The organism is Streptomyces sp. NPDC107559, from assembly GCF_055657365.1.
The window spans coordinates 215398-239567 of the sequence record NZ_JBVKBD010000003.1; the positions used below are offsets into that span (position 1 = coordinate 215398).

Genomic DNA, 24170 nt, shown 5'->3' on the forward strand with positions numbered 1-24170 from the left:
GCGACACATGGATAGTACAAAGAAGAACACCTGGATAGTACAAACGAAGATGGCCGCCGCCAGGCATTATCCCCGGCGGCCGGCCGCTCAGCCGAGCTCGGCCGCCACCAGTTCGGCGATCTGCGCGGTGTTGAGCGCGGCGCCCTTGCGCAGATTGTCGCCGCACACGAACAGTTCCAGCGCGGTCGGGTCGTCCAGCGACCGGCGCACCCGTCCGACCCAGGTCGGATCCGTGCCGACCACGTCGGCGGGCGTCGGGAACTCGCCGGCGCCCGGATCGTCGTACAGGACGACCCCGGGGGCGGTGGCGAGGATCTCCCGGGCCCGCCCCACGGTCACCTCGCGTTCGAAGCGGGCGTGGACGGTGAGCGAGTGCGTGGTCACCACCGGGACCTGTACGCACGTCACCGCGACGGGCAGGTCCGGCAGTCCGAGGATCTTGCGGGACTCGTCCCGCACCTTCATCTCCTCCGACGACCAGCCGTCCGCGCGCAGCGATCCGACCCACGGCACGACGTTCAGGGCCACCGGCTCGGGGAAGGGCCCGGTGTCGTCCCCGACGGCCCGGCGCACGTCACCGGGGCCGGACCCCAGCTCGGTGCCGACGACCAGGGACAGCTGCCGCCGCAGGGTCTCGACGCCCGCCCGTCCGGCGCCGCTCACCGCCTGGTACGACGAGACGGCCAGCGCGTGCAGCCCGAACTCGGCGTGCAGCGCGCCCAGCGCCACGATCATGGACAGGGTCGTGCAGTTCGGGCTGGCGACGATCCCGCGCGGCCGCACCCGCGCCCGGTGCGCGTTGACCTCGGGCACCACGAGCGGCACCTCGGGATCCATCCGGAAGGCGGCGGAGTTGTCCACGACCACCACGCCCCTGGCCGCGGCGAGCGGGGCCCAGTGCGCGGCGACCTCGTCGGGCACGTCGAACATGGCGACGTCGATCCCGTCGAAGGCCTCCTCCGACAGGGCCACCACCTCGACCTCCTCCCCGCGCACGGCCAGCTTGCGGCCGGCCGAGCGCGGCGAGGCGATCAGACGGATCTCGCCCCAGATGTCCGCGTGCTGGGACAGGATCTGGAGCATGACGGTGCCGACGGCGCCGGTCGCTCCCACGACCGCCAGCGCCGGCCGTGCGGAGCGACCGGTTGCGGTCATCAGCGGCCGGTGCCCCCGTAGACGACGGCCTCGTCGCTGTCGGAGTCCAGGCCGAAGGCGGTGTGCACCGCGCGGACGGCCTCCGGCACGTCGTCGGCACGGGTGACGACCGAGATGCGGATCTCGGAGGTGGAGATCAGCTCGATGTTCACGCCCGCGTCGGACAGCGCCTCGAAGAAGGACGCCGTGACACCCGGGTTGGTCTTCATCCCGGCGCCGACGAGGGAGATCTTGCCGATCTGGTCGTCGTAGCGCAGCGAGTCGAAGCCGATGCCCGACCGGTTGCGCTCCAGGGCGTCGATGGCCTTGCGGCCCTCGGTCTTCGGCAGGGTGAAGGAGATGTCCGTCAGGCCGGTCGCGGCGGCGGACACGTTCTGCACGACCATGTCGATGTTGACCTGGGCGTCGGCGATGGTGCGGAAGATCGCGGCGGCCTCGCCCGGCTTGTCCGGCACGCCGACGACCGTGATCTTGGCCTCGGAGGTGTCGTGCGCGACACCGGAGATGATGGCCTGCTCCACCTTCTGGTCCCCTTGCTTCGGCTCGTTGCTGACCCAGGTGCCCTGGAGTCCCGAGAAGGACGAGCGCACATGGATCGGGATGTTGTAACGGCGGGCGTACTCCACACAGCGGTGGAGCAGCACCTTGGAGCCGGACGCGGCGAGCTCCAGCATGTCCTCGAAGGAGATCCAGTCGATCTTCTTCGCCTTCTTCACCACCCGCGGGTCGGCGGTGAACACGCCGTCGACGTCGGTGTAGATCTCGCAGACCTCGGCGTCGAGGGCCGCGGCCAGGGCCACGGCCGTGGTGTCGGACCCGCCGCGCCCGAGCGTGGTGATGTCCTTCTTGTCCTGGCTGACACCCTGGAAGCCGGCGACGATGGCGATGTTGCCCTCGTCCAGCGCGGTGCGGATCCGGCCCGGCGTGACGTCGATGATCCGGGCTTTGTTGTGGACCGAGTCGGTGATGACGCCTGCCTGGCTGCCGGTGAACGACTGGGCCCCGTGGCCCAGGTTTTTGATCGCCATGGCCAGCAGTGCCATGGAGATACGCTCTCCGGCGGTCAGCAGCATGTCGAACTCACGCCCGGCAGGCATCGGGGATACCTGCTCGGCGAGATCGATCAGCTCGTCCGTCGTGTCGCCCATCGCGGAAACGACGACGACCACCTGGTGGCCGTTCTTCTTCGCTTCCACGATTCGCTTGGCGACGCGCTTGATGCCCTCGGCATCGGCTACGGAGGAGCCTCCGTACTTCTGCACGACAAGGCCCACGTGCGCTCCTCGCTCAGTTTTGTCTGATTTCCCGCACATACGCCGGTGTACTGCGGGGTCGGCTCAGTCTAACGAGCGCCCGAATTTCACCTCCGCGGTATCGCATGGTGAGATGTCCGGCCGCCCGCTCGTACCCAGAACACTCCCTGCCCACTGACACCCGCGGCACACAAACGGGGGCTGTGATTCAGCTTGCAGAGGCGATCGGGCAGAGGCGGTAGGGCGGAGGCGGTAGGCCGGAGGCGATCGGGCGGCCGCGCGAGGGCGGAGCCGGGATCCCGGGCCTGGGATCCCCGCCCCCTCGCGCCGACGGGCCCTAGGAGACCGGACCGAGCCCCAGCGGGCCCGCGATCTCCTGCGCCATGACCCGGCCGGCCTCGATCTCCAGCGCGTCGTCGCTCACGTCCTGGTCCGTGTCCAGGCCGTCCAGCTCCTCCAGGGGCTGGTCCAGCCGGATGTGGGCCAGCACCGAGTGCAGCGCCCTGAGCGTGGCCGAGGCCGTCGAGCCCCAGTTGGAGAAGTAGGAGAACTGCCACCACCACAGGGCCTCCGTGGTGCGGCCCGCGCGGTAGTGGGCCATGCCGTGGCGCAGGTCGGTGATGACGTTCGCGAGGTCGTCGGAGATCCGGGCCGGGAGCGGCGCCTTGCGGGGCTCGTAGGGGTCGAAGACCTCCGAGTAGACGTCGATCGGGTCCAGCAGACGGGCCAGGTTCTCGCGCAGGTCGTCCACGTCCGGCTCCGGGCCCGAGTCGGGCTCGTAGCGCTCGTCGGGGACGATGTCCTCGTGCGCGCCCAGCCGGCCGCCCGCCAGCAGCAGCTGGGAGACCTCCAGCAGGAGGAAGGGAACGGTCGAACCGGGTTCGTCGCCCTTCGCCACCTCGGTGACGGCTACCAGGAAGCTCTCGATCTGGTCCGCGATCTGGACCGCGAAGTCGTCCGGACTCGGCTCGATCGCGTGCAGCGTGGCGTCAGACATCTAGGAGTCGTCTCCCCTCGAAGGCGCGGCCGAGAGTGACCTCGTCCGCGTATTCCAGGTCGCCACCCACCGGGAGGCCGCTGGCCAGGCGGGTGACCTTCAGGCCCATGGGCTTGATCATGCGGGCGAGATACGTCGCTGTCGCCTCGCCCTCGAGATTCGGGTCCGTGGCCAGGATCAGCTCGGTGACCGCGCCGTCGGCCAGGCGGGCCAGGAGTTCCCGTATCCGCAGGTCGTCCGGTCCCACGCCCTCGATCGGGCTGATCGCGCCGCCCAGGACGTGGTAGCGGCCGCGGAACTCACGGGTGCGCTCGATGGCCACGACGTCCTTGGGCTCCTCGACGACACAGATCACGGTGGCGTCGCGGCGGCTGTCGCGGCAGATCCCGCACAGCTCCTCCTGCGCCACGTTGCCGCAGGTCGCGCAGAAACGGACCTTCGCCTTCACTTCGAGGAGGGCGTGCGCGAGCCGGCGGACGTCCGTCGGCTCCGCCTGGAGGATGTGGAAGGCGATCCGCTGCGCGCTCTTGGGACCGACGCCGGGGAGCCGCCCCAGTTCGTCGATGAGGTCCTGGACCACGCCTTCGTACAACGGACTGCCCTTCCTGGGTTTTCGCTTCCTGGGTCTTCGAGGACTTTCAGTACGTACCGTAGTTGGCCGTCGCCCGTTCGAGGAAGGCGGTACGGGCCTGACTCGGTACGAACGTCAGAACGGCAGGCCGGGGATGCCGCTGCCGCCGCCCAGCCCCTGCGCCAGCGGGCCGAGCTTCTGCTGCTGGAGGGTCTGCGCGTTCTCGTTGGCCGCCTGGACCGCCGCGACGACCAGGTCGGCGAGGGTCTCGGTGTCCTCCGGATCCACCGCCTTCGGGTCGATCTTCAGGGCGCGCAGCTCGCCGGATCCCGTCACGGTCGCCCGCACCAGGCCGCCACCCGACTGACCGTCGACCTCCGTCCGCGCCAGTTCCTCCTGCGCCCGCGCCAGGTCCTGCTGCATCTTCTGGGCCTGCTGGAGCAGCTGCTGCATATTGGGCTGGCCACCACCGGGAATCACGATCAGCTCCTGGTTTCGTACGGCTGTCGGGGCGAGGTTTTCCTCGCCTGGCACGAGCCTACGTGGTCCAGGCAGGCATCGCCCTGGCACTCTTTCGAGTGACACGATTGTCCGTCCTATACCTGATCAAGCCCCTCTTCCAGGCGGAAAAGCATTGAAACAGGCCTCTTCGCCACCCATTGGGCGGTAGGAAGGATGCGGCGCATCAGCATCAGACGTCACGGCGGCGCGATGTGAGGATGTCAGTACGTCACGCAACGTGATCGGTCGGGATCAGTAGGGAGTGCCGGGTGGGTCAGCCGGAGATGCAGCCCGAGGGTCCGCCTCAGGACGGGCGCGGCGAGGGCCCGGCCGGGCCGCGGCCGGGCGATCTGACCGGGCGGGCGTTCCCGTCCGGCGACTGGGGCGAGCCCGCCGCGCGGCTGGACGAGCTGTACCGGTGGGTGGAGCGCGGGGCGCTGGAGACCGCGGCCTGGTACCTGTCCGACCGGGTGGGCAAGCGGCGGGTCGCCTGGGCGCTGCGCACCGGTGCCGCGGCCGGGGCGGCCTCGGGGGCCGCGCTGCCCTTCCTGGACCTCACCGGGGTCGCCGACGGGTTGGCGCCCTGGGGGTATCTCGCGCTGCTGCTGGCGGGGGCGTGCGTGGGCGTCGACCGGTTCTTCGGGGTGACGTCGGGATGGATAAGGGACGTGGCGACCGCGCAGGCGATCCAGCGGCGGCTCCAGCTGCTCCAGTTCGACTGGGCCTCGGAGAGCGTGCGAGAGGTGCTGGGACCGGCGGAGGGCACCGCCAGCGAGGCCGCCGAACGCTGCCTGGGCGTGCTGCGGCGGTTCTCGGAGGACGTGACCGAGCTGGTGCGCACGGAGACCGCCGACTGGATGGTGGAGTTCCGCACCGGGTCGGCACCCCTGGGCATCCAGTCGGCGATGGCCTCCGTGCCCCGGCAGGACACCGGGTCCGGACCGGGCCGATTCCCCCTGCCACCGGGCCCGACCCGGCCGAACATGCCACGGCAGCGTCCGCCCGAGCCCCGCTGAACCGGGCGGCCGGCGCAGGTACAGGTACAGACGCGGACATGGACATGGACATGGACGCGGACGCCTATGCGCAGAGCTTCATGCCCTCCGGCGTCCAGCACGGTATGTGCCCATGGGTGCGGATCACGTCCTGGCCGTTGCCGCGCGCGAGATAGGTCAGGAAGCTCGACGCCAGCGAGTCGGCCGGGGGGCGGCCGTAGGTGTAGGCGTACTCGATCTCCCGGTAGGGGTAGTCGCTCGTGCCGTGCTCGATGGCGTCGACGGACGGCGGATCGGCGTCGAGGTCCACATGGTGCAGGCCCGACGCGCGGTCGGCCGCGTTGAGCTCGCTGTAGCCGATCGCGCCGGGCAGGTCGGCGACCGTCGACAGCACCTGGTCCGTCGAGTCCAGCTCGCAGCGGATCACCGGGGCCGTCGGGTCGTCCTTGTGGACGCAGTCGACGGAGGAGTTCGCGATCTCGCCCCGGCCCAGCACCCGGCGCTGGAAGACCTGCCGGGTCCCGGAGTTGGCGTCCCGGCTGACCATGCGCACGGCCAGGTCCGGCCCGCCCAGCTGCCGCCAGTTGGTGATCTCGCCGCGGTACAGCCGCCGTACGTCCCGCGTCGACAGGTTCTTCAGCGGGACGCCGTCGTTGACGACGAGCGCGAAGACGGACACGGCGATCCGGTTCTCGCGCAGCTCGGGCATGCCGGCGGGCTTGGGTCCGTCGGAGAGGGCGATCAGGGACGGCGTGCCCTTGCCGTTCTCGCCGTTCTTGCCGTCCTTGCCGTCCTTGCCGTCCTTGCCGTCCTTGCCGGCCTCCGCCAGGTCCCGGATGCCCGCCGTCGAACCGTGCGCGTCGACCACCACCGTCGACCCCGCGCAGTCCTGCTGGTACTTCTGCGCGACCTCCTTCAGCACCGGGGCGAAGGCCGTCGAGCCGGTGACCGTCAGGGTGCCGTGCGCGCATCCGATGGGCGGCGGGGTCCCGTCGCCGGACACGACGATGCCGGCGAGGGTCAGCACGCTGAGCGTGAGCATGATGGTGATCAGCCGGGCCGCCCGGCTGAACAGGGGCGGCTTCTCGTCCGGGGTCGCGCTGCGGTTGGGGTGCACCTCCCCGTCCCGGATGCCGCCGCTGAGCCGGATCTCGCAGCCCACGTCACCGCCGGAGAGCAGCACGAGCAGCTTGAAATGGTCGCCCCGGTTGAGCGGGACGCGCGGGATGCGCAGGGTGTTGCCCTCGTAGCCGAGCCCGGCGGCCGGGGTGAAGTGGTCCATGAGGTGGTCGGTCCCGGACGGCTGGGTGACCGAGACGCCCCGGATGGTGCGCTCGGTGAACACCGCGGTCAGACCGTGGAGTTCACGTCCGGTGTAGTCGTTGTCGGCGATGCTCTGCGAACCGTCGTTCTCTATCCGCAGCAGGACCAGCGTGGCGTCCGCCATCCCCGGGGCCTCGTCGAACAGGCCCAGCCGTCTGTTGGCCCGGCCCGATCTGACGTCGTCGCCGATCGGGTTGTCCATCTGTACGCGGTAGCCGATCCGCTTGCGGCGCGGCACCCGGCGTTCGTACCAGACCATGACGCCCGACGCGACGATGCCGAGGACCGCCGTCCCCACGGCCACGACGTTCTCTGCGCTCAGCCACTCCACCGTGGGTGCCCCCGCTGCCCCGAGCCGAAATCGTGCGGTCACCGTAAGGCCGCGCGAACGGGCATTCCAGGCCGCGCCTGCGAAGTTCGCCGTACGTTCAACTACGCCTGCGGCCGAGGGCACTTGTTCACCCTCTGACGTACGTCAGCGACTCCCCCGTGCTGGTGTTCACGCGCTCCAGGGCGCCGCTCGGCAGCAGGGTGACCTCGGTCGCCGCACCGGGCGAGCAGGAGGAACGCGGCTCGCCGGAGGTCACGGTGGACGGGCCGATCTCCAACGGGCCGTCCGCGCCCGGCTTCCGGGTCAGGTGCGCGGTGAACTCGCAGTGGTACGTGCCCTGTCCCGCCGGTCCTTCGGCGACCAGCGTGAGCAGCGCCTCGCCGACCCGGCCCTGCCGGATGGTCAGCCTGCGGGTGTTCGGGCCGGCGGCGCTGTCGATCGTCGCGGCCCAGGTGCCGAGGTACGCCTCGGGCACGGCTCCGTCGGCGGGCGAGGAGGCGGGCCCCGAACTCGCCGGGCGGCTCCCGGAGGGGCCGGGGGCCGTGGGATGCGCCGAGGCGGGGGCGGTGGTCGGCGCGGCGGTGGGGCCGGTGCCGGGGCGTCCGCCCCCGCTCATCAGGGCGAACACCGAGCCGCCCGCGGCCAGCGCGACGACCAGGGCTATCACGACGAGGAGAGCCGTGGAGCGGCCGTCGCGCGGCCGCGGCTCCTGCGGGCCGCCGGGCTGGTGGAACACGGTCGCGCCGGCGGGCGGAAGGCTGTACGACGGCGCGGCGCCGGGGTCGCCGTAGGGGTGGTACGGCCCGTGCGGTGCGGGTGCGCCGTACTGGGGGCGGCCGTAGGCCGGGTGCTGCACGGGGTGCTGTTGCGGATGCTGGGGGTGGCCGTGGGCGGGCTGGACGGGAGCCGGGGCCGCCGCGTCCGTCCGTTGCGCCGGGGCCGGGGCGGGCGGTCTCCCGGCGCCCGTGTCCGCGGCGGACGCGTGCTCGGGGGCGGCCTCCGGGGCGGAGGTGTGCCCGGAGGCGGCCTCCGGGGCGGGGGTGTGCCCGGGGGCGATCTGCGGGGCGGGGGTGTGCCCCGGGGCGGCCTGCGGGCCGGGAGCGGGAACAGCTCCCTGCGCAGGCGTGGTCCCCTCCGGAACCCCCGGGCCCCCCGGAACCTCCGGGCTCCCCTGACCGCCCGGGCCTCCCCGGCCGTTGCCGTCTCCACCGCCGTCCCGGGCCTCCCCGCCGTCCCGGGCTTCCCCGCCGCCCGGTTGCGCCGCGTCCGCGGGGTTCTCCGTCTCCAGCAACCGCATCGCGTGCCGGCCGAGCTGGGCCACCAGTGCCGCGGGCAGCCAGGGATCACGGGAGCGGCCGCCCACGACGGTGTCCTGCGCGCCCGTCCGCTCCAGGATCGTGGCGAGCGACGGCCTGGCCGCCGGGTCCTTCCTCAGACAGGCGCGGACGAGTTCGGCGATGCCCTCGGGCACACCCGTCAGGTCGGGTTCCTCCTGGGCGATGCGGAACATCTGGGCGTGCACCCCGCTGTCCGCGGGCCCGAAGGGCAGGGCGCCGGTCGCGGCGTACACGAGCAGCGAACCGAGGCAGAAGACGTCGCACGCGGGGGTGACCCGGTCGCCGCGCACCTGCTCGGGGGCCATGAAGCCGGGTGACCCGACGAGCGAGCCGGTGCGGGTCAGCCCGTTCTCGGTCGGTGTCTCCAGGGCCCGCGCGATCCCGAAGTCGATGACCCGCGGGCCGTCTATGGTCACCAGCACGTTGGACGGCTTGAGGTCGCGGTGGACGATCCCGGCGGCGTGGATGTCCCCGAGCGCCTGGGCGAGCCCGGCGGCGAGGACACGCACCGACCGCTCGGGCAGGGCCCCGTGGTCCTGCCCGACGACCCGCTGCAGGCTCGGCCCGGCGACATAACCGGTGGCCACCCACGGCACGGCGGCCTCGGTGTCCGCGTCCAGCACCGGCGCCGTCCAGTGGCCGCCGACCCGGCTCGCGGCCTGCACCTCCTGGCGGAACCTGGCCCGGAACACCTCCTGTTCGGCCAGCTCCCGGCGCACCAGCTTCACCGCTACGGTCCGCCCACGGTCCGAGCGCGCCAGATACACCTGGCCCATCCCGCCGGCCCCGAGCCGCGCCAGCAGCCGGTAACCGCCGATCCGCGGCGGATCCCCGGGCCTCAGCTTCTCCATGACTGCGCCGCCTTCCCCCCACAGGTGTGCAATGCAGCGAGAATAATCCGGTCCCCGGGCGAGTCGTCCGGGGACGGCCCCCGGCAGGCCGCCGGCCCGCACCGGGACCGGGGCCCGTCCCGGCCGCCGCTACACGTGGACAACCTGTCGCAAAAAGCGGTCGTCCGCAGACAGGACGCCACTGTCGCCCGCGCGGGGCGGACATTTACGCTCGCCGCCATGACGCCTCAGACCGACCCCCAGGCCGGCGCCGCCGTGAAGGCCGCGGACCGCGCGCACGTCTTCCACTCCTGGTCCGCCCAGGAGCTCATCGACCCGCTCGCCGTCGCCGGCGCGCAGGGGTCGTACTTCTGGGACTACGACGGCAACCGCTATCTCGACCTCACCAGCGGCCTCGTCTTCACGAACATCGGCTACCAGCACCCGAAGGTCGTCGCCGCGATCCAGGAACAGGCCGCGACCCTGTCCACGTTCGCCCCGGCCTTCGCCGTCGAGGCCCGCTCGGAGGCGGCCCGGCTCATCGCCGAGCGCACCCCCGGCGACCTGGACAAGATCTTCTTCACCAACGGCGGCGCCGACGCGGTGGAGCACGCCGTCCGCATGGCCCGGCTGCACACCGGCCGACCCAAGGTGCTCGCGGCGTACCGCTCGTACCACGGCGGCACCCAGCAGGCGATCAACATCACCGGCGACCCGCGCCGCTGGGCCTCCGACGGCGGCGCGGCCGGGGTCGTGCACTTCTGGGCGCCGTTCCTCTACCGCTCCCGCTTCTACGCCGAGACCGAGGAGCAGGAGTGCGCTCGGGCGCTGGAGCACCTGGAGACGACGATCGCCTTCGAGGGGCCCGCGACGATCGCCGCGATCATCCTGGAGGGCATTCCGGGCACGGCCGGGATCATGGTGCCGCCGCCGGGCTATCTGGCCGGGGTGCGCGAGCTCTGCGACAAGTACGGGATCGTCTTCGTCCTGGACGAGGTCATGTCCGGGTTCGGGCGCACCGGTGAGTGGTTCGCGGCCGACCTGTTCGGCGTGGTGCCGGACCTGATGACCTTCGCCAAGGGCGTGAACTCCGGTTACGTGCCGCTGGGCGGGGTCGCGATCAGCGGTGCGATCGCGGAGACCTTCGCCAGGCGGCCCTACCCCGGCGGTCTGACGTACTCCGGTCACCCGCTGGCCTGTGCGGCCGCCGTCGCGACGATCAACGTGATGGCCGAGGAGGGGATCGTCGAGAACGCGGCGACGCTGGGCGAGTCCGTCGTCGGACCGGGGCTGCGGGAGCTGGCGCAGCGTCACCCGAGCGTCGGCGAGGTGCGCGGCGTCGGCATGTTCTGGGCGCTCGACCTGGTCAGGAACCGGGAGACCCGGGAACCCCTGGTGCCGTACAACGCGGCCGGTGAGGCGAACGCGCCGATGGCCGCGTTCGCCGCCGCCGCGAAGAAGAACGGCGTGTGGCCCTTCGTCAACATGAACCGGACCCACTTCGTGCCGCCGTGCAACGCGAGCGAGGCGGAACTGAAGGAGGGTCTGGCCGCCCTGGACGCCGCGCTCTCGGTGGCCGACGAACACACGGAGTGACCCCTGGTCCGGGCGGTCGGGGAACCCGAACGCGTAAGGTGGCGTGCCCGTATACATGCACGAGCGCTGCGGACGAGCACGCCACCTGCCACGCGACGAGGGAGACCCCCTGACCATGCCCGGCCCCACCGGAAACGGCGCCGTGACCCGCAGTACCCTGCGCCAGCAGATCGCGGACGCGCTTCGTGACGAGGTGCTGGCCGGTCGCCTGCAGCCGGGGCAGGAGTTCACGGTGAAGGAGATCGCCGACCAGTACGGGGTCTCCGCGACCCCGGTGCGCGAGGCACTGGTCGACCTCTCCGCACAGGGCCTCCTGGAGGCCGACCAGCACCGCGGTTTCCGCGTCCACGAGTACTCGTTCGAGGACTTCCGGGCCATCGTCGAGGCCCGCGGACTGGTCACCGAAGGCATGTTCCACGCGCTCGAATCCGGCCACAAGCGGCTCCGGGACCTGTCGGACCCGCGGGTCGCCGCCGCCGTCGCGGCCGTCCGCCGCCGCGGCGAGGAGGCGCAGCGCGCCGCCGACGCCGGTGACCTGGCCGTGCTGATCGGCTACGACCTGCGGTTCTGGCGCGAGCTCAGCGCCCTGTTCGGCAACCCCTACCTCGTCGACTTCCTGCACCGGCTGCGGGTGCAGTCCTGGGTGTGCGCGGTGCAGCACCTGCGTCACCAGGGCGACCTGCGCGGCCGGCTGTGGTCCGGCCACACCCGGCTGGTCGACGCCCTGGCCCAGTACGACACCACCGCCGCCCGGGCGATCGTCGAGGAGTACAACGGGCACTCCCTGGCCCTCATCGAGCGGCAGGCGGAGGGATGAGCGGCGCCGGGGGAAACCGCGTCGACCTGACCGTCGTCGTACCCGCCTACAACGAGGAACAGCGGCTCGGTCCCACCCTCGACGCGATCACCCGCTGTCTGGACGAGCCCGAGGGCCGCTGGGGCGAGTGGGAGATCGTGGTCGCCGACGACGGCTCCACCGACGCCACCCGGGACATCGTCACCGCCCGCGAGGACCCCCGCATCCAGCTGATCGCGAGCCCCCGCAACCGGGGCAAGGGCCACGCCCTGCGGATCGGCGTGGCCGCCTCGCGCGGCCGGCGCGTGCTGGTCACGGACGCCGACCTGGCGGCGCCGATCGAGGAGCTGGACAAGCTCGACAAGGCGCTGGGCGAGGGCAACGCGGCGGCCGTCGGCTCCCGTTCGGTGCCGGGCGCGACGATCGGCCATCGCCAGCACCGGCTGCGCGAACTGCTCGGCCGCGCCGGGAACTTCCTGATACGCAGCGTCGCGGTCCCCGGGATACGCGACACCCAGTGCGGCTTCAAACTGTTCGACGGCGACCGGGCACGGGCCGCCTTCGCCGCCTCCCGCCTCGACGGCTGGGGCATAGACGTCGAGGTCCTCCAGTACTTCCGCCGCGCCGGCTGGCCGCTCGCCGAGGTCCCGGTCAGCTGGTCCCACCAGTCCGGGTCGAAGGTGCGGCCCCTCGACTACGTCCGGGTCCTCGGCGAACTCGGCCGGCTGAAGTTCCGCGCCCTGCGCCCCGCCGACGCCTTCGCGGTCCTGCTGTTCCTGCTCATGGCGACGGCCCTGTACTCGGGCCGCTTCTTCGACCCGGCCCACCGCTACCTCCCGGACTCCCTCCAGGACCAGAACCAGTGGGAATGGTTCTTCGCGGTGACCGCCGACAGCGTCGCCCATCTGCGCAACCCGCTCTTCACCGACCTCCAGGGCTTCCCGAACGGCGTCAACCTCATGGCCAACACGGTCATGCTGGGCCTGTCGGTACCGTTCGCCCCGCTCACCCTGCTGTTCGGCCCGGCGCTCGCGCTGAGCCTGTGCATGACCCTGGGCCTGGCCGCCACCGCGGCCGCCTGGTACTGGCTGATCGTGAAACGAGTCGTACGGCAGCGGACGGCGGCCTTCCTCGGTGCCTCGCTGGCCGCCTTCGCGCCGCCGATGGTCAGCCACGCCAACGCCCACCCCAACTTCGTGATCCTGTTCATGATCCCGCTGATCATCGACCGTGCGCTGCGGCTGTGCGCGGGCACCCGGGTGACCAGGGACGGGGTGGTCCTGGGCCTGATGACGGCCTACCAGGTCTTCCTCGGCGAGGAGCCGCTGCTGCTCGCGGCGGTCGGGATGCTGCTGTTCGCCGGCGCCTACGGGCTGCTGCGCCGGGACGTGGCGAAGACGGCCGGGCGGCCGCTGCTGCGGGGCCTGCCGATCGCCGCCGCGGTCTGTCTGCCGATCATCTGTTACCCACTGGCCTGGCAGTTCACCGGGCCGCAGAGCTATCAGAGCGTCCTGCACGGCACCGGCGCCGGCAACAGCCCGCTCGCCCTGCTCGCCTTCGCCGAACGCTCCCTGATCGCGGGCGACGCCACACGCGCGAACGCCCTCTCGCTGAACCCGACCGAGCAGAACGCCTTCTACGGCTGGCCGCTGGTCCTGCTCGCCTTCGCGATCGTCGTACGGCTGTGGGAGCGGACCCTGGTCAAGGCGCTGGCGTTCACCGCGCTGGCGGCGGCCCTCCTGTCGATGGGCCCGAGGATCCGCGTCCCGCTCACCGAAACGGTCCTGCCCGGCCCCTGGGCCCTGCTGGCGGACAAACCGCTGTTCGAGTCGGTCATCGAGGGCCGGTTCGCGATGGTCTGCGCCCCCGTCCTCGGCATGCTCCTGGCACTCGCGATCGAACGGCTGGCCTCCGTCCGCCGGATCGGCACGGTCTACGCCGGGCTGCTGGCCGTCTCGCTCGCCCTGCTCCCGCTGATCCCCGCGCCGCTGAAGTCGACGGACCGCGCGGACGTCCCCGCCTTCATCGCGGACGGTCTGTGGAAGTCGTACGTCCGCGACGGCGAGAGCCTGGTCCCGGTGCCGCTGCCCGACCCCGGCAACGCGGAGGCCCTGCACTGGCAGACGGTCGCGGGCCTCGGCTTCAAGCTGCCCGGCGGCTACTTCAACGGCCCCTACGGCGAGGACCGCATCGGCATCTACGGCGCCGCCCCGCGCGAGACCTCCGGCCTGCTGCGGGACATCCGCTACTCGGGCAAGGTCCCGGTGATCGGCGAGAACTGGAAGGCGCAGGCCGCGGGGGACTTCGCCTTCTGGAAGGCGGGCGCGCTCGTCCTCGCCCCGCAGCCCAACGACACCCAGCTGCGCCAGGCCCTGGAGAAGCTGGTCGGCCGGCCCGGTAGGTGGACCGGCGGGGTGTGGGTATGGGACCTGCACGAGGGGAGCTGAACCCCTGCCGCACCGACTACTCTTCCCTTCCCTGACCACCGTGCTACACGTTGAGCGAGGAGCTCTCTTTGGCCTGTGACCTGTGGCTGGTACCGCTCGTCGACGTCTTGTGCCACACGCCCGACAACCCGTTCGCCGAGGAACTCGCGCAGTACAACAAGGTGCTCGCCGAGGCCGGACTGCCGCCGGTGCCGGTGTACCAGTACATGCCGGGCCTGTCCGGCGAGGTCGCTCCGGTGGCGGGCTTCGACTACGACGCCCTGCACTTCCTGCGCCGCGCCTACCTCCTCCAGGTGTGCGGACTGCCGGTGACGCCGGTGGACGACCTGGGCGGCGACTACGAGCAGCTTCTGGAGATGTTCGAGGCGACGGCCCAGCAGTCGCACCTGGTCTGGCACTACGACCACGCGGGCGCCTATGTGCCGGTGGACTTCCCGCGGCCGCTGGCCGACGACGACCTCCTCGCCGGCGGCGGCCCGCTGGGCTCCTCGCAGTCCCTGCTGCGGGAACTGGAGCTGGTCGCCCCGGTGATCGGCATCGACGCGGCCAACCCGCCCCTCACCCCCGAACCCCCGCCCACCCCGACGGAGCTGGAGCAGCCCGCCGCCCCGGCGCCGTACGACCCCAGCCCCTTCGCCCGGGAGCGCCACGTCTGGCTGGGGCTGCACGCGGCCGCGACCCGGAGCCTCGCGCAGGGGTCGATGATCGTGTTCAGCTGACCCGGCATCGGCCCGCGCACGAGCTGAGGGGCGCCCCGAAGGGCGCCCCTCAGCGGGTTTCAGGCACGGACCGGGCCTGTCCGGCCGGCCGGTCCTAGAGGAACGAGTTGATCTCGATCGTCTCGTCCCGGCCCGGGCCCACGCCGATCGCGGAGATCGGGGCGCCGGACATCTCCTCCAGCGCCTTCACGTACGCCTGGGCGTTCTTCGGCAGGTCGGAGAACGACTTCGCCCCGGTGATGTCCTCGGACCAGCCGGGGAGCGTCTCGTAGACCGGCTTGGCGTGGTGGAAGTCGGTCTGCGAGTAGGGCAGTTCCTCGACGCGCTTGCCGTCGATCTCGTACGCGACGCAGACCGGGATCTCCTCCCAGCCGGTGAGGACGTCGAGCTTGGTGAGGAAGAAGTCGGTCAGACCGTTCACGCGGGTCGCGTAGCGGGCGATGACCGCGTCGAACCAGCCGCAGCGACGGTCACGGCCGGTGGTGACACCGCGCTCGCCGCCGATCCGGCGCAGCGCCTCGCCGTCCGCGTCGAACAGCTCGGTCGGGAACGGGCCCGCGCCGACCCGGGTCGTGTAGGCCTTGAGGATGCCGATGACCCGGCTGATCTTCGTCGGGCCCACGCCGGAGCCCGTGCAGGCGCCGCCCGCGGTCGGGTTGGACGAGGTGACGAAGGGGTAGGTGCCGTGGTCGATGTCCAGCAGCGTGCCCTGGCCGCCCTCGAAGAGGACCACCTTGTCGTCCTCGAGCGCCTGGTTGAGGACGAGGACGGTGTCGGCGACGTACGGCTGGAGCTTGGCCGCGTAGCCCAGCAGCTCCTCGACCACCTGGTCGACGGCGATCGCGCGGCGGTTGTAGAGCTTGGTGAGGACCTGGTTCTTGACGTCCAGGGCCGCCTCGACCTTCTGGGTCAGGATCGACTCGTCGTACAGGTCCTGCACCCGGATGCCCACACGGTTGATCTTGTCCGCGTAGGTCGGTCCGATACCGCGCCCGGTCGTGCCGATCTTCCGCTTCCCGAGGAAGCGTTCCGTCACCTTGTCGACGGTGACGTTGTAAGGCGTGATGATGTGAGCGTTTCCGCTGATCAGCAGCTTGGAGGTGTCGACGCCGCGCTCGTTCAGTCCGTTCAGCTCGGAGAACAGGACGGACGGGTCGACCACGACACCGTTGCCGATGACCGGGATGCACCCCGGGGACAGGATTCCGGAAGGGAGGAGGTGAAGGGCATACTTCTGGTCGCCCACGACCACCGTGTGGCCGGCGTTGTTGCCGCCCTGGTAGCGCACCACATAATCAACGGATCCGCCCAGCAGGTCCGTCGCCTTTCCCTTGCCTTCGTCACCCCACTGAGCACCGAGCAGCACAAGTGCGGGCACGCGCGTACACCCCTTCCGGGCGGGGCATGTCCAAGGTCAGGGGCGTACGCGGCACGCCTGTGTGCCTCGTACAACCGGCGACCTTCGTCGGCCGCCTGCGGCCGTCGTCGGCCGCGAACCCGTCGACCCGGATGCCCCGGATATAGACGAAGCCCCTGGCGCAATAGCGCAAGGGGCTCTTGCACAAAGATGCTACCCGAGGAAGCGAGGCAGGACCGAGGTGGCGACTTCCGACCCGTTGCTGGTGGTCATCGACCCGGTCGCCCGGCAGACGGACGGCGAGGCCGTACGGATCGCGAAAGACGTGCTCAGTGCGGGTGCGCTGACGAAGGTCTGTCTGCCGGACGGGCCCGAGGAGTTCGCCCGCGCGCTGACCCGTCGCGGGTCCCGCCGGCCGGTCGTCGTCGGCGACGACGGGGCCCTCGTACGGGCGGTGTCCCTTTTGCACCGGCAGCGGGAGCTGGCCGGCTGCGTGCTGTCGATGGTGCCGGTGGGCAGCGCGCTCTCGGTGGCCCGTTCACTGGGGGTGCCCACCGGGACCGTGGCGGCGGCGCGCGCGGTGCTGGACGGCGCCCCGCGCCGGCTGGACCTGCTGGTCGACGACAGCGACGGTGTGGTGCTGGGGGCGCTGCGGATCCCACCGGTCCCGGTGTTCCCGGTCCCTGAGGGGGCCTCGGCCGACCCGGCGCACCCCTGGCTGCGGACCTGCCAGTCCTTCGTACGGACCCTGGTGCCGCCCCGGCCGCACCGGGCCACGTCCGCCCCCGCCACGCCCCGTCAGGGCCCGTCCCGGCTGCGGGTGGAGGTCGACGGGGTGACCCTGGTCGACCTGGACCAGCCGGTGGAGGCGGTGTCGGTGACACCGGACGGTGCCGGAGTGGCCGCGGTGGAGGTGCGCCCGTCGTCGGTGGGTGTGGAGGCGGCGCCGCTGCTGGCCAAGGGCCGGCTGGTCACCGTGTCCGGGGCGGACTTCCGCTACCGGGCGGACGCGGACGTCGCGGGACCGGTCCGCCGGCGCACCTGGACGGTCTGGGAGGAGGGGCTGGGGCTGACGCTGCCGGTCGGGTAGGGCTTGTGCCTCTACGCCCCTGAGCCCCTATGCCCCCGGGGTCCCGAAGGTCTGCTCGCGGTACGCCCGCCACCGCTCCATCATGGCCGCGATCTCGCCGTCGACGAACTCGAAGAAGGCGAGGGTCTCGGCCATCCGGCGTCCGGCCGGGGTCTCCTCCCCGAGGCTGGCGACCCCCTCCCGCAACGCCCCTTCCCACCGCTTGAGGACGGTCTCGCGGTTGGTGAGCGCCTCGTACCACTGGTTGCTGTGCACCCGGTACCGCTCCCGCCGCGAGCCGGGCTCGCGCTCCCGGGACACCATGTGCTGCTGCGCCAGGTAGCGCACCGCCCCGGAGACCGCCGCGGGGCTGATCCGCAGCTGTTCCCCCAGCTCGCTGGAGGTCATCGCGCTCTCGTCGGACGACAGGAGCGCGGCGAAGACACGGGCGGACATGCGCTGCATCCCCGCCTCGACGAGTTGTGCCGCGAAGGATTCGACGAACTTCGACACGGCTTCCATGTCCCGCTGGGCCCCGGTTGGTTCCGTCATGCCCACATCCTATTCGATCATTTACACGCTTCCTTAACTTCACAAATTTCTGAAAGTAGCGTACGTTCCAAAGCATGACGACGGCAAACCCCGCGATCGAGGTGTCCGGCCTCCACAAGTCGTTCGGGAAGACCCACGCCCTCGACGGACTCGACCTCCACGTCGAGACGGGCGAGGTCCACGGGTTCCTCGGGCCCAACGGATCCGGCAAGTCCACCACCATCCGGGTCCTGCTCGGCCTGCTGCGCGCCGACTCGGGCACCGCGCGGATCCTCGGCCGCGACCCCTGGGCGGACGCGGTCGAGGCACACCGCCGGATCGCGTACGTCCCCGGCGACGTGACCCTGTGGCGCAACCTCTCCGGCGGGGAGGTCATCGACCTCTACGGCAGGCTGCGCGGCGGCCTCGACCCGCGGCGCCGGACGGAACTGGTCGAGCGGTTCGAGTTCGACCCCACCAAGAAGGGGCGCACGTACTCCAAGGGCAACCGGCAGAAGGTCGCCCTGATCGCCGCCTTCGCCTCGGACGTCGACCTGCTGATCCTGGACGAGCCGACCTCGGGCCTCGACCCGCTGATGGAAGAGGTCTTCCGGCACTGTGTGGAGGAGGAGCGCGACCGCGGGCGGACGGTCCTGCTCTCCTCGCATCTGCTCAGCGAGGTCGAGCAGCTCTGCGACCGGGTGAGCATCATCCGGGGCGGCCGCACCGTCGAGAGCGGCTCGCTCGCCGACCTGCGCCATCTGACCCGCACCAGCGTCAGCGCCGAACTCGCCGGAGCGCCCGACGGTCTGGCCGGGCTGCCCGGTGTCCACGACCTCGACATCCAGGGCCGACGCGTCCGGCTCCAGGTCGACACGGACAAACTGAACGCGGTCCTGCGGTCGTTGAGCGAGGCGGGAGTGCGCTCCCTGACCTCGACCCCGCCGACCCTGGAGGAGCTGTTCCTGCGCCACTACCAGGACGAGCCGGGCGAGCAGGCCGAGCCGGACGGATCCGGCTCGGCGAGCGAGCACAGCGGGGCTAGCGAGCACAGCGGGGCGAGCGAGCAGAGCGGGGCAGCCCGATGAGCGGGGTCACGGACACGGCCACGGCCGCACCCCCGCCCCGGCCCGCGGCCCGTCCGGCACGCCCCGGCGGCCATCGCCAACTGGCGGGCACCGGAACCCTGCTGCGCTTCGCGCTGCGCCGCGACCGGGTGCTGATCCCGGTCTGGGTGGCGGTCAACACGCTGATGGTCCTCTCCATGCCGAACACGCTCAAAAGCCTGTACGGCACCGCGGCCCAGCGCGCCGACCTCATGCACCAGATGGCCGCCAACTCCTCCCTGCGCGCCCTGGTCGGACCGGTCTTCGACGACTCCGTCGGCGCCCTGACGGCCTGGCGCGTGGGCGTCTACGCGGGCGCCCTGGCCGCCGTGACCAGCCTGCTCGTCGTCGTACGGCACACCCGGGACGAGGAGGAGAGCGGCCGTCAGGAGATGGTCGCCTCGGGCATGGTGGGCCGACGTGCCTCGCTGACGGCGGCGCTGCTCGCCGCGGCGGTCGCCAACGCCGTACTCGCCCTGCTGGTCACGGCCGGGCTGGCCGGGCAGGGGGCGGCGGGGGCGCTGGCCTTCGGGCTCGGCCTGGGGGCCGTCGGGATGGTCTTCGCCACCATGGCGGCGATCGTCGCCCAGCTGACGGAGAGCGCCCGCCTGGCCCGCGGTCTGACCGCGGGGGTGCTCGGCGCCGCCTTCGTGCTGCGCGCGGCGGGCGACTCCGCGACGAACGCGGGCGACGGGGGCGGCTCGTCGGTGCTGACCTGGCTGTCCCCGCTGGGCTGGCTGGAGAACCTGCGCGCCTTCGCCGGTGAGCGGTGGTGGGTGCTGGCGCTGTTCGCGGCGGCGATCCTGCTCCAGGGCGCGGCGGCCTACCTGCTGGCCGGACGCCGGGACGTCGGCATGAGCTTCCTGCCGACCCGGCCGGGACCGGCGGCCGGGCGACTGACCGGCGCGGGCGCGCTGGCCTGGCGGCTGCAACGCGGCAGCGTGCTCGGCTGGAGCATCGGCTTCTTCCTCGCCGGTGTCGTCTACGGCGGCCTGACGGACGGGGCGGCCGACCTGGTCGAAGGGAACGAGAAGGCCCGCGAGATCTTCGAGCGGATGGGCGGCCACAACGCCCTCGCCGACACCTTCCTCGCCTCGATGATCGGCATGCTCGGCCTGGTCGCGGCACTGTACGTGGTCGCCTCCGTCCTGCGGCTGCACGGCGAGGAGACCTCGGGGCGGGCGGAACCGGTGCTGGCGAACGTCGTGGGCCGGCTGCGCTGGGCCGCCGGCCATCTGTCGATCGCCTTCGGCGGATCCGTCCTGATCATGCTCCTCGCGGGCCTGGGCTTCACGGTCGGCTACGGCGCGAAGGCCGGCCCGATCCTGGGCGCCTGCCTGGTCCAGCTCCCCGCGGTGTGGGTCGTCGGCGGCCTCGCGGTCCTGCTGTACGGGCTGGCGCCGCGCGCGGCGGCGGCCGCCTGGGGCGTGGCCGGCGCGGTGCTGCTGATCGGCTGGGTGGGCCCGGCCCTCGACGCCCCGCAATTCGTCCTGGACCTCTCGCCCTTCGGCCACCTGCCGAAGCTGCCGGGCGGGGAGATGGCCTGGGGACCGGTGCTGACCCTGACCGGCCTGGCGGCGGCCCTGGTGGCCGGCGGGCTCGTGGGCCTCCGCCGCCGGGACATGACGACCTGACGCAGGGCCCGGGGGGCGGCTCCGGGCCCGGGCTCGGGCTCGGGGCTCCGACCCCGGCGCTTCGGCGCTGGCGCTTCGGCGCTTCGGTGAGCGCCGAAGCCCCGGACCGGACCGGCACCGCGCGGTTCGGCCGGGCCCCGGCCGAACCGCGGGTCAGATCGTGACGCTCAAGCCGTCGAGGCCCCGGATCACGAAATTCGGCTTCCGCTTCGGCTCCGCCGCCAGGCTCAGCGTCGGGGCCCGTTCCAGCAGCGCCGCCATCGAGGCCGCCAGCTCGATACGGGCCAGCGGGGCGCCGATGCAGTAGTGGATGCCCGCGCTGAAGGAGATGTGCGGGTTGTCCCCGCGGGTCAGGTCCAGCCGGTCCGGGTCGGCGAAGACCGCCGGGTCGTGGTTGGCGGAGCCGAACAGCATGGCGATCTCCGCACCCCGGGGGATCACCTGCCCGTCGATCTCGATCTCGTCCAGGACCCAGCGCTCGAAGAGCTGGAGCGGGGTGTCGTACCGCATCAGCTCCTCGACGGCGGACGGGATCAGGGTGTGGTCGGCCCGCAGGGCGGCGAGCGCGCCGGGGTTGCGGAACAGCGCCCACCAGCCGTTGACCGTGGCGTTCACCGTGGCCTCGTGGCCCGCGTTCAGCAGCAGGACCGCCGTCGAGATCATCTCCTGCTCGGTCAGCCGGTCGCCCTCGTCGTGCGCCGCGATCAGGCCGGAGATCAGGTCGTCGCCGGGGTCCTTGCGCCGGGCCGCGATCAGCTCCCGCAGAAAGCCGGAGAACTCGACCGACGCCCGCACCGCCTTCGCCGCCGTGTCCTGCGACGGGCTCAGCTCGTACATCCCGCAGATGTCCGCCGACCAGGGCCGCAGCCGGTCCCGGTCCGACTCGGGGATGCCCAGCATCTCCGCGATCACCGCGACCGGCAGCGGCTCGGCGACGTCCGTCAGCAGATCGCCGCCGCCCGCTTCCACCAGGGCGGACACCAGCTCGCCCGCCAGCCGTTCCACGTACGGCTTCAGCCGCTCCACCGTGCGCGGGGTGAACGCCTTCGACACCAGGCGCCGGATCCGGGTGTGGTCCGGCGGCTCCAGGTCGAGCATCCCGTGGTCGTTGAGGGTGTGGAACGGCTCGTGCTCGGGCGCCGGAGCGCTCCGGCCGAACTCCTCGTGGGTGAACCGGTGCTGGTAGGTCCGGCCCAGCCGACGGTCGCGCAGCAGCGCCGAGACGTCCGCGTGGTGCGGGACCAGCCACTGGTCGGTGGGCTCGTAGTGGATCACACGGCCGAGGGCGCGCAGCTCGGCGTAGGCCGGGTACGGGTCGGCGACGAACGCGGCGTCCCAGGGATCGAAAGCGAGATCGGAAGCAGCTGCCATGCACGGACGCTAGCCCCATGTCCCCCTGTCCGACCAGGGGTCTTTGCTCGGCCGGCACGACCGGCCGGACTCGGCCGGTACGAGCGGCCGGACTCAGCCCGGGGTGACCAGCCGGGCCTCGTAGGCGAACACCGCCGCCTGGGTACGGTCCCGCAGGCCCAGTTTCACCAGGATGCGGCTGACATGCGTCTTGACCGTGGACTCGGCGACCACCAGCCGGCCGGCGATCTCCGCGTTCGACAGGCCCTGCGCGATCAGCACCAGCACCTCCGTCTCCCGGTCGGTCAGGTCCCCGTAGGCCGCCTGCGCCGCGGGCGTCGGCCGCGGACCGCCGGACAGCTTCGAGAACTCGGTGATCAGCCGTCTGGTCACCGAGGGCGCCAGCAGCGCCTCATCGGAGGCCACCACCCTGACGCCGTCCGCGAGCTGCCGCGCCGACGCGTCCTTCAGCAGAAAGCCCGAGGCGCCCGCCCGCAGCGCCTGGTACACGTACTCGTCGAGGTCGAACGTCGTCAGCACCAGCACCTTCGCCGTGCCGTCCGACGCGACGATCTCCCGGGTCGCCTCGATGCCGTTCATCTCAGGCATCCGGATGTCCATCAGCACGACGTCCGGGGCCAGTTCCCGCACCCGCTCGACCGCCTCGCGCCCGTTGACTGCCTCGCCGACGACCTCGATGTCCGGCATCGCGTTCAGCAGGACGGAGAAACCCTCGCGCACCATCATCTGGTCGTCCGCGACCAGCACCCGGATCGTCATGCCTCGCTCTCGATCCCCGCGTCGGCCGCGGTCACCGGCAGGAACACCGTCACCTCGTAGCCGCCCTCGGCCGTCGGGCCGGCCGTCATCTCGCCGTTCAGCATGGCGACGCGCTCACGCATCCCGGTGACCCCGTGCCCGGCGCCGGGCGAGGGCTTCACCGACGAGGGGTCGGGCACCGGCCCGTTCACGATGCGCAGCCCCAGCCCGCCGAGGACGTAACCGATCTCGACCCGGGCGTCGGCCCCCGGCGCGTGCCGCAGGGTGTTGCTCAGCGCCTCCTGGACGATGCGGTACGCCGACAGCTCGACGCCCTGCGGGAGTTCACGGACCGCGCCCGTCACCACCTTCGCCACCTCCGACCCCGCCTCCCGCACATTGGCCAGCAGCGCGTCCAGGTCGGCGAGCGTGGGCTGCGGGGCGTCCGGCGCCTCGTAGTCCTCGGCGCGCACGACGCCCAGCACCCGGCGCAGCTCGGTCAGTGCGGCCACCGCGTTCTCCCGGATGACGGCGAAGGCGCGCTCCAGCTCCGGCGGCGGGTTCTCCACCCGGTAGGGCGCGGCCTCCGCCTGGATGGCGACCACCGACATGTGGTGGGCGACCACGTCGTGCAGCTCGCGGGCGATCGTGGTGCGCTCCTCCAGCAGGGTGCGCCGGGAACGCTCGTGGGCGGTCTCCGTCTGCTGGGCGCTCACCACCTCCTCGGCGGTCCGGCGTATGTGCCAGACCGTGACCACGAGGAGGATCAGCGCGGAGAGGACCAGGATGGGACCGGTGTCGCTGCCGCCGTAGGGCCCGATACCGAAGAGTGCCTCCGCGAAGGCGCCGTAGCCCGCCGTGAACAGCCACATCCAGGCCGCCGTGCGCGGCCGGGTCCGGGCGGCCACGACCGTCAGGACCACCACATGGGAGATGGCGCTGCACTGCGCCCACGGCCGGTCGCCCCACGGCCAGCTCAGGACGCCCACCACCAGGGTCGACGCCAGCGACAGCCAGAAGGCGCCGACCGGCCGGATCAGCGTCAGCGCGACCGGGATCACGGCGAGCAGGCCGCACAGCAGGCCGGTCAGGGTGCTTCCGCCGAACGAGGACGTCGCGGCCGTCAGCGCGAGTACGCCGCCGAGTGCCACCGTCGCGTGCGGGGTCCAGGCCGCGTACGCCCGCGCCCGGCCGGACAGCCGCCGGGTCAGCGGGCGGTCGCCGCCCAACCGGGGCAGCGGGCGGTAGGCGAAGGCGTCGTGGAAGAGGTCCTGCCGCATCCCGCGCACGGCGTCGGCGGCCAGCCGGTACTCCGGGCTGCGCGGCTTGATCGCGCTGAAGGTCTCGTCCGCGCCCCCCGAGGGCGTCGGCTGCGTCTGGGTCGTGTCGGTCACGTTCAGAACGGTAGGCGCCGGGGCCGGCGCGGTCGTCACCAGTGAGAAGGGTCCTTGCGGGTCCGTCTCAGGTACTACGGGGATCGGCACCAGGGGTACCGGCACCACGGGTATCGGGC

At 72.1% G+C, this 24170-nt stretch carries 20 protein-coding genes; 8 read left to right on the forward strand and 12 right to left on the reverse strand.

What is annotated here, in order from left to right; translation table 11 throughout:
- Window positions 1–87: 87 nt before the first annotated feature.
- From ACZ7OY_RS12430 to ACZ7OY_RS12450, 5 genes are all read right to left on the reverse strand, one after another.
- The gene (locus tag ACZ7OY_RS12430) at window positions 88–1155 is read right to left on the reverse strand and encodes an aspartate-semialdehyde dehydrogenase (protein WP_471911363.1); all 1068 of its coding nucleotides are present in this window, start codon (window positions 1153–1155) and stop codon (window positions 88–90) included.
- Complete coding sequence (locus tag ACZ7OY_RS12435) at window positions 1155–2429, reverse strand: aspartate kinase (protein ID WP_471911364.1); 1275 nt, start codon at window positions 2427–2429, stop codon at window positions 1155–1157. Before ACZ7OY_RS12435 ends, ACZ7OY_RS12430 begins: the two co-directional genes overlap by 1 nt.
- Window positions 2430–2745: 316 nt before the next feature.
- On the reverse strand, window positions 2746–3405 hold the full coding sequence (locus tag ACZ7OY_RS12440) for a DUF5063 domain-containing protein (RefSeq protein ID WP_471911365.1): 660 nt from the start codon (window positions 3403–3405) through the stop codon (window positions 2746–2748).
- Window positions 3398–3997, reverse strand: a complete 600-nt coding sequence (gene recR / locus ACZ7OY_RS12445) for a recombination mediator RecR (protein WP_152887147.1) — start codon at window positions 3995–3997, stop codon at window positions 3398–3400. Before recR ends, ACZ7OY_RS12440 begins: the two co-directional genes overlap by 8 nt.
- Window positions 3998–4111: 114 nt before the next feature.
- Window positions 4112–4456, reverse strand: a complete 345-nt coding sequence (locus ACZ7OY_RS12450; protein ID WP_351614518.1) for a YbaB/EbfC family nucleoid-associated protein — start codon at window positions 4454–4456, stop codon at window positions 4112–4114.
- 290 nt (window positions 4457–4746) lie between these two features.
- On the opposite strand from ACZ7OY_RS12450, the gene ACZ7OY_RS12455 reads away from it, so the two are divergent.
- Complete coding sequence (locus tag ACZ7OY_RS12455; RefSeq protein ID WP_471911366.1) at window positions 4747–5493, forward strand: SLATT domain-containing protein; 747 nt, start codon at window positions 4747–4749, stop codon at window positions 5491–5493.
- Window positions 5494–5557: 64 nt separating this feature from the next.
- Here ACZ7OY_RS12455 and ACZ7OY_RS12460 read toward each other — a convergent pair whose 3' ends face one another.
- Entirely contained in the window at window positions 5558–7126 is a 1569-nt protein-coding gene (locus tag ACZ7OY_RS12460) for a substrate-binding domain-containing protein (protein ID WP_471911367.1), read from the reverse strand.
- Between the two features lie 127 nt (window positions 7127–7253).
- Complete coding sequence (locus ACZ7OY_RS12465; RefSeq protein WP_471911368.1) at window positions 7254–9314, reverse strand: serine/threonine-protein kinase; 2061 nt, start codon at window positions 9312–9314, stop codon at window positions 7254–7256.
- Window positions 9315–9533: 219 nt separating this feature from the next.
- On the opposite strand from ACZ7OY_RS12465, the gene ACZ7OY_RS12470 reads away from it, so the two are divergent.
- The 4 genes from ACZ7OY_RS12470 to ACZ7OY_RS12485 all read left to right on the forward strand — a co-directional run bounded on the left by ACZ7OY_RS12470 (window position 9534) and on the right by ACZ7OY_RS12485 (window position 14851).
- Entirely contained in the window at window positions 9534–10889 is a 1356-nt protein-coding gene (locus ACZ7OY_RS12470; RefSeq protein ID WP_471911369.1) for an aminotransferase class III-fold pyridoxal phosphate-dependent enzyme, read from the forward strand.
- A 115-nt stretch (window positions 10890–11004) separates the two neighbouring features.
- Entirely contained in the window at window positions 11005–11706 is a 702-nt protein-coding gene (locus tag ACZ7OY_RS12475) for a GntR family transcriptional regulator (RefSeq protein WP_471911370.1), read from the forward strand.
- Window positions 11703–14132: a dolichyl-phosphate beta-glucosyltransferase gene (locus tag ACZ7OY_RS12480; protein ID WP_471911371.1), complete on the forward strand. Its 2430-nt coding sequence runs from the start codon at window positions 11703–11705 to the stop codon at window positions 14130–14132. The genes ACZ7OY_RS12475 and ACZ7OY_RS12480 overlap by 4 nt, the downstream gene beginning before the upstream one ends.
- A 68-nt stretch (window positions 14133–14200) precedes the next feature.
- On the forward strand, window positions 14201–14851 hold the full coding sequence (locus ACZ7OY_RS12485; RefSeq protein ID WP_351614514.1) for a hypothetical protein: 651 nt from the start codon (window positions 14201–14203) through the stop codon (window positions 14849–14851).
- A gap of 94 nt (window positions 14852–14945) precedes the next feature.
- Here the strand turns inward: ACZ7OY_RS12485 and ACZ7OY_RS12490 are convergent, their stop codons facing one another.
- Entirely contained in the window at window positions 14946–16229 is a 1284-nt protein-coding gene (locus tag ACZ7OY_RS12490) for an adenylosuccinate synthase (protein ID WP_471911372.1), read from the reverse strand.
- A 220-nt stretch (window positions 16230–16449) separates the two neighbouring features.
- On the opposite strand from ACZ7OY_RS12490, the gene ACZ7OY_RS12495 reads away from it, so the two are divergent.
- Window positions 16450–17298 carry a diacylglycerol kinase family protein gene (locus ACZ7OY_RS12495; RefSeq protein ID WP_471911373.1) on the forward strand — a complete coding sequence of 283 codons (849 nt, stop codon included), beginning with the start codon at window positions 16450–16452 and terminating at the stop codon, window positions 17296–17298.
- 27 nt (window positions 17299–17325) lie between these two features.
- Here the strand turns inward: ACZ7OY_RS12495 and ACZ7OY_RS12500 are convergent, their stop codons facing one another.
- Window positions 17326–17829, reverse strand: coding sequence for a GbsR/MarR family transcriptional regulator (locus tag ACZ7OY_RS12500; protein ID WP_471911374.1), 504 nt, complete (start codon window positions 17827–17829; stop codon window positions 17326–17328).
- Window positions 17830–17903: 74 nt separating this feature from the next.
- On the opposite strand from ACZ7OY_RS12500, the gene ACZ7OY_RS12505 reads away from it, so the two are divergent.
- Both ACZ7OY_RS12505 and ACZ7OY_RS12510 read left to right on the forward strand, forming a co-directional pair.
- A complete protein-coding gene (locus ACZ7OY_RS12505) occupies window positions 17904–18896 on the forward strand; it encodes an ABC transporter ATP-binding protein (RefSeq protein ID WP_471911375.1) in 993 nt (330 codons plus the stop codon).
- Window positions 18893–20548, forward strand: coding sequence for an ABC transporter permease (locus tag ACZ7OY_RS12510; RefSeq protein WP_471911376.1), 1656 nt, complete (start codon window positions 18893–18895; stop codon window positions 20546–20548). The genes ACZ7OY_RS12505 and ACZ7OY_RS12510 overlap by 4 nt, the downstream gene beginning before the upstream one ends.
- Window positions 20549–20701: 153 nt before the next feature.
- Here ACZ7OY_RS12510 and ACZ7OY_RS12515 read toward each other — a convergent pair whose 3' ends face one another.
- The 3 genes from ACZ7OY_RS12515 to ACZ7OY_RS12525 all read right to left on the reverse strand — a co-directional run bounded on the left by ACZ7OY_RS12515 (window position 20702) and on the right by ACZ7OY_RS12525 (window position 24051).
- Window positions 20702–21919: a cytochrome P450 gene (locus ACZ7OY_RS12515; protein ID WP_471911377.1), complete on the reverse strand. Its 1218-nt coding sequence runs from the start codon at window positions 21917–21919 to the stop codon at window positions 20702–20704.
- Between the two features lie 93 nt (window positions 21920–22012).
- Window positions 22013–22678, reverse strand: coding sequence for a response regulator (locus ACZ7OY_RS12520; protein ID WP_471911378.1), 666 nt, complete (start codon window positions 22676–22678; stop codon window positions 22013–22015).
- Complete coding sequence (locus tag ACZ7OY_RS12525) at window positions 22675–24051, reverse strand: sensor histidine kinase (RefSeq protein ID WP_471911379.1); 1377 nt, start codon at window positions 24049–24051, stop codon at window positions 22675–22677. Before ACZ7OY_RS12525 ends, ACZ7OY_RS12520 begins: the two co-directional genes overlap by 4 nt.
- Window positions 24052–24170: the final 119 nt, after the last annotated feature.

Bases quoted from the DNA above. Each gene is read 5' to 3' on its own strand.
- ACZ7OY_RS12430 (WP_471911363.1), bottom strand. From the start codon at position 1,155: ATGACCGCAACCGGTCGCTCCGCACGGCCGGCGCTGGCGGTCGTGGGA.
- ACZ7OY_RS12480 (WP_471911371.1), top strand. From the start codon at position 11,703: ATGAGCGGCGCCGGGGGAAACCGCGTCGACCTGACCGTCGTCGTACCC.
- ACZ7OY_RS12510 (WP_471911376.1), top strand. From the start codon at position 18,893: ATGAGCGGGGTCACGGACACGGCCACGGCCGCACCCCCGCCCCGGCCC.
- ACZ7OY_RS12520 (WP_471911378.1), bottom strand. From the start codon at position 22,678: ATGACGATCCGGGTGCTGGTCGCGGACGACCAGATGATGGTGCGCGAG.
- ACZ7OY_RS12475 (WP_471911370.1), top strand. From the start codon at position 11,005: ATGCCCGGCCCCACCGGAAACGGCGCCGTGACCCGCAGTACCCTGCGC.
- ACZ7OY_RS12505 (WP_471911375.1), top strand. From the start codon at position 17,904: ATGACGACGGCAAACCCCGCGATCGAGGTGTCCGGCCTCCACAAGTCG.
- ACZ7OY_RS12470 (WP_471911369.1), top strand. From the start codon at position 9,534: ATGACGCCTCAGACCGACCCCCAGGCCGGCGCCGCCGTGAAGGCCGCG.
- ACZ7OY_RS12500 (WP_471911374.1), bottom strand. From the start codon at position 17,829: ATGACGGAACCAACCGGGGCCCAGCGGGACATGGAAGCCGTGTCGAAG.
- ACZ7OY_RS12515 (WP_471911377.1), bottom strand. From the start codon at position 21,919: ATGGCAGCTGCTTCCGATCTCGCTTTCGATCCCTGGGACGCCGCGTTC.
- ACZ7OY_RS12440 (WP_471911365.1), bottom strand. From the start codon at position 3,405: ATGTCTGACGCCACGCTGCACGCGATCGAGCCGAGTCCGGACGACTTC.
- ACZ7OY_RS12465 (WP_471911368.1), bottom strand. From the start codon at position 9,314: ATGGAGAAGCTGAGGCCCGGGGATCCGCCGCGGATCGGCGGTTACCGG.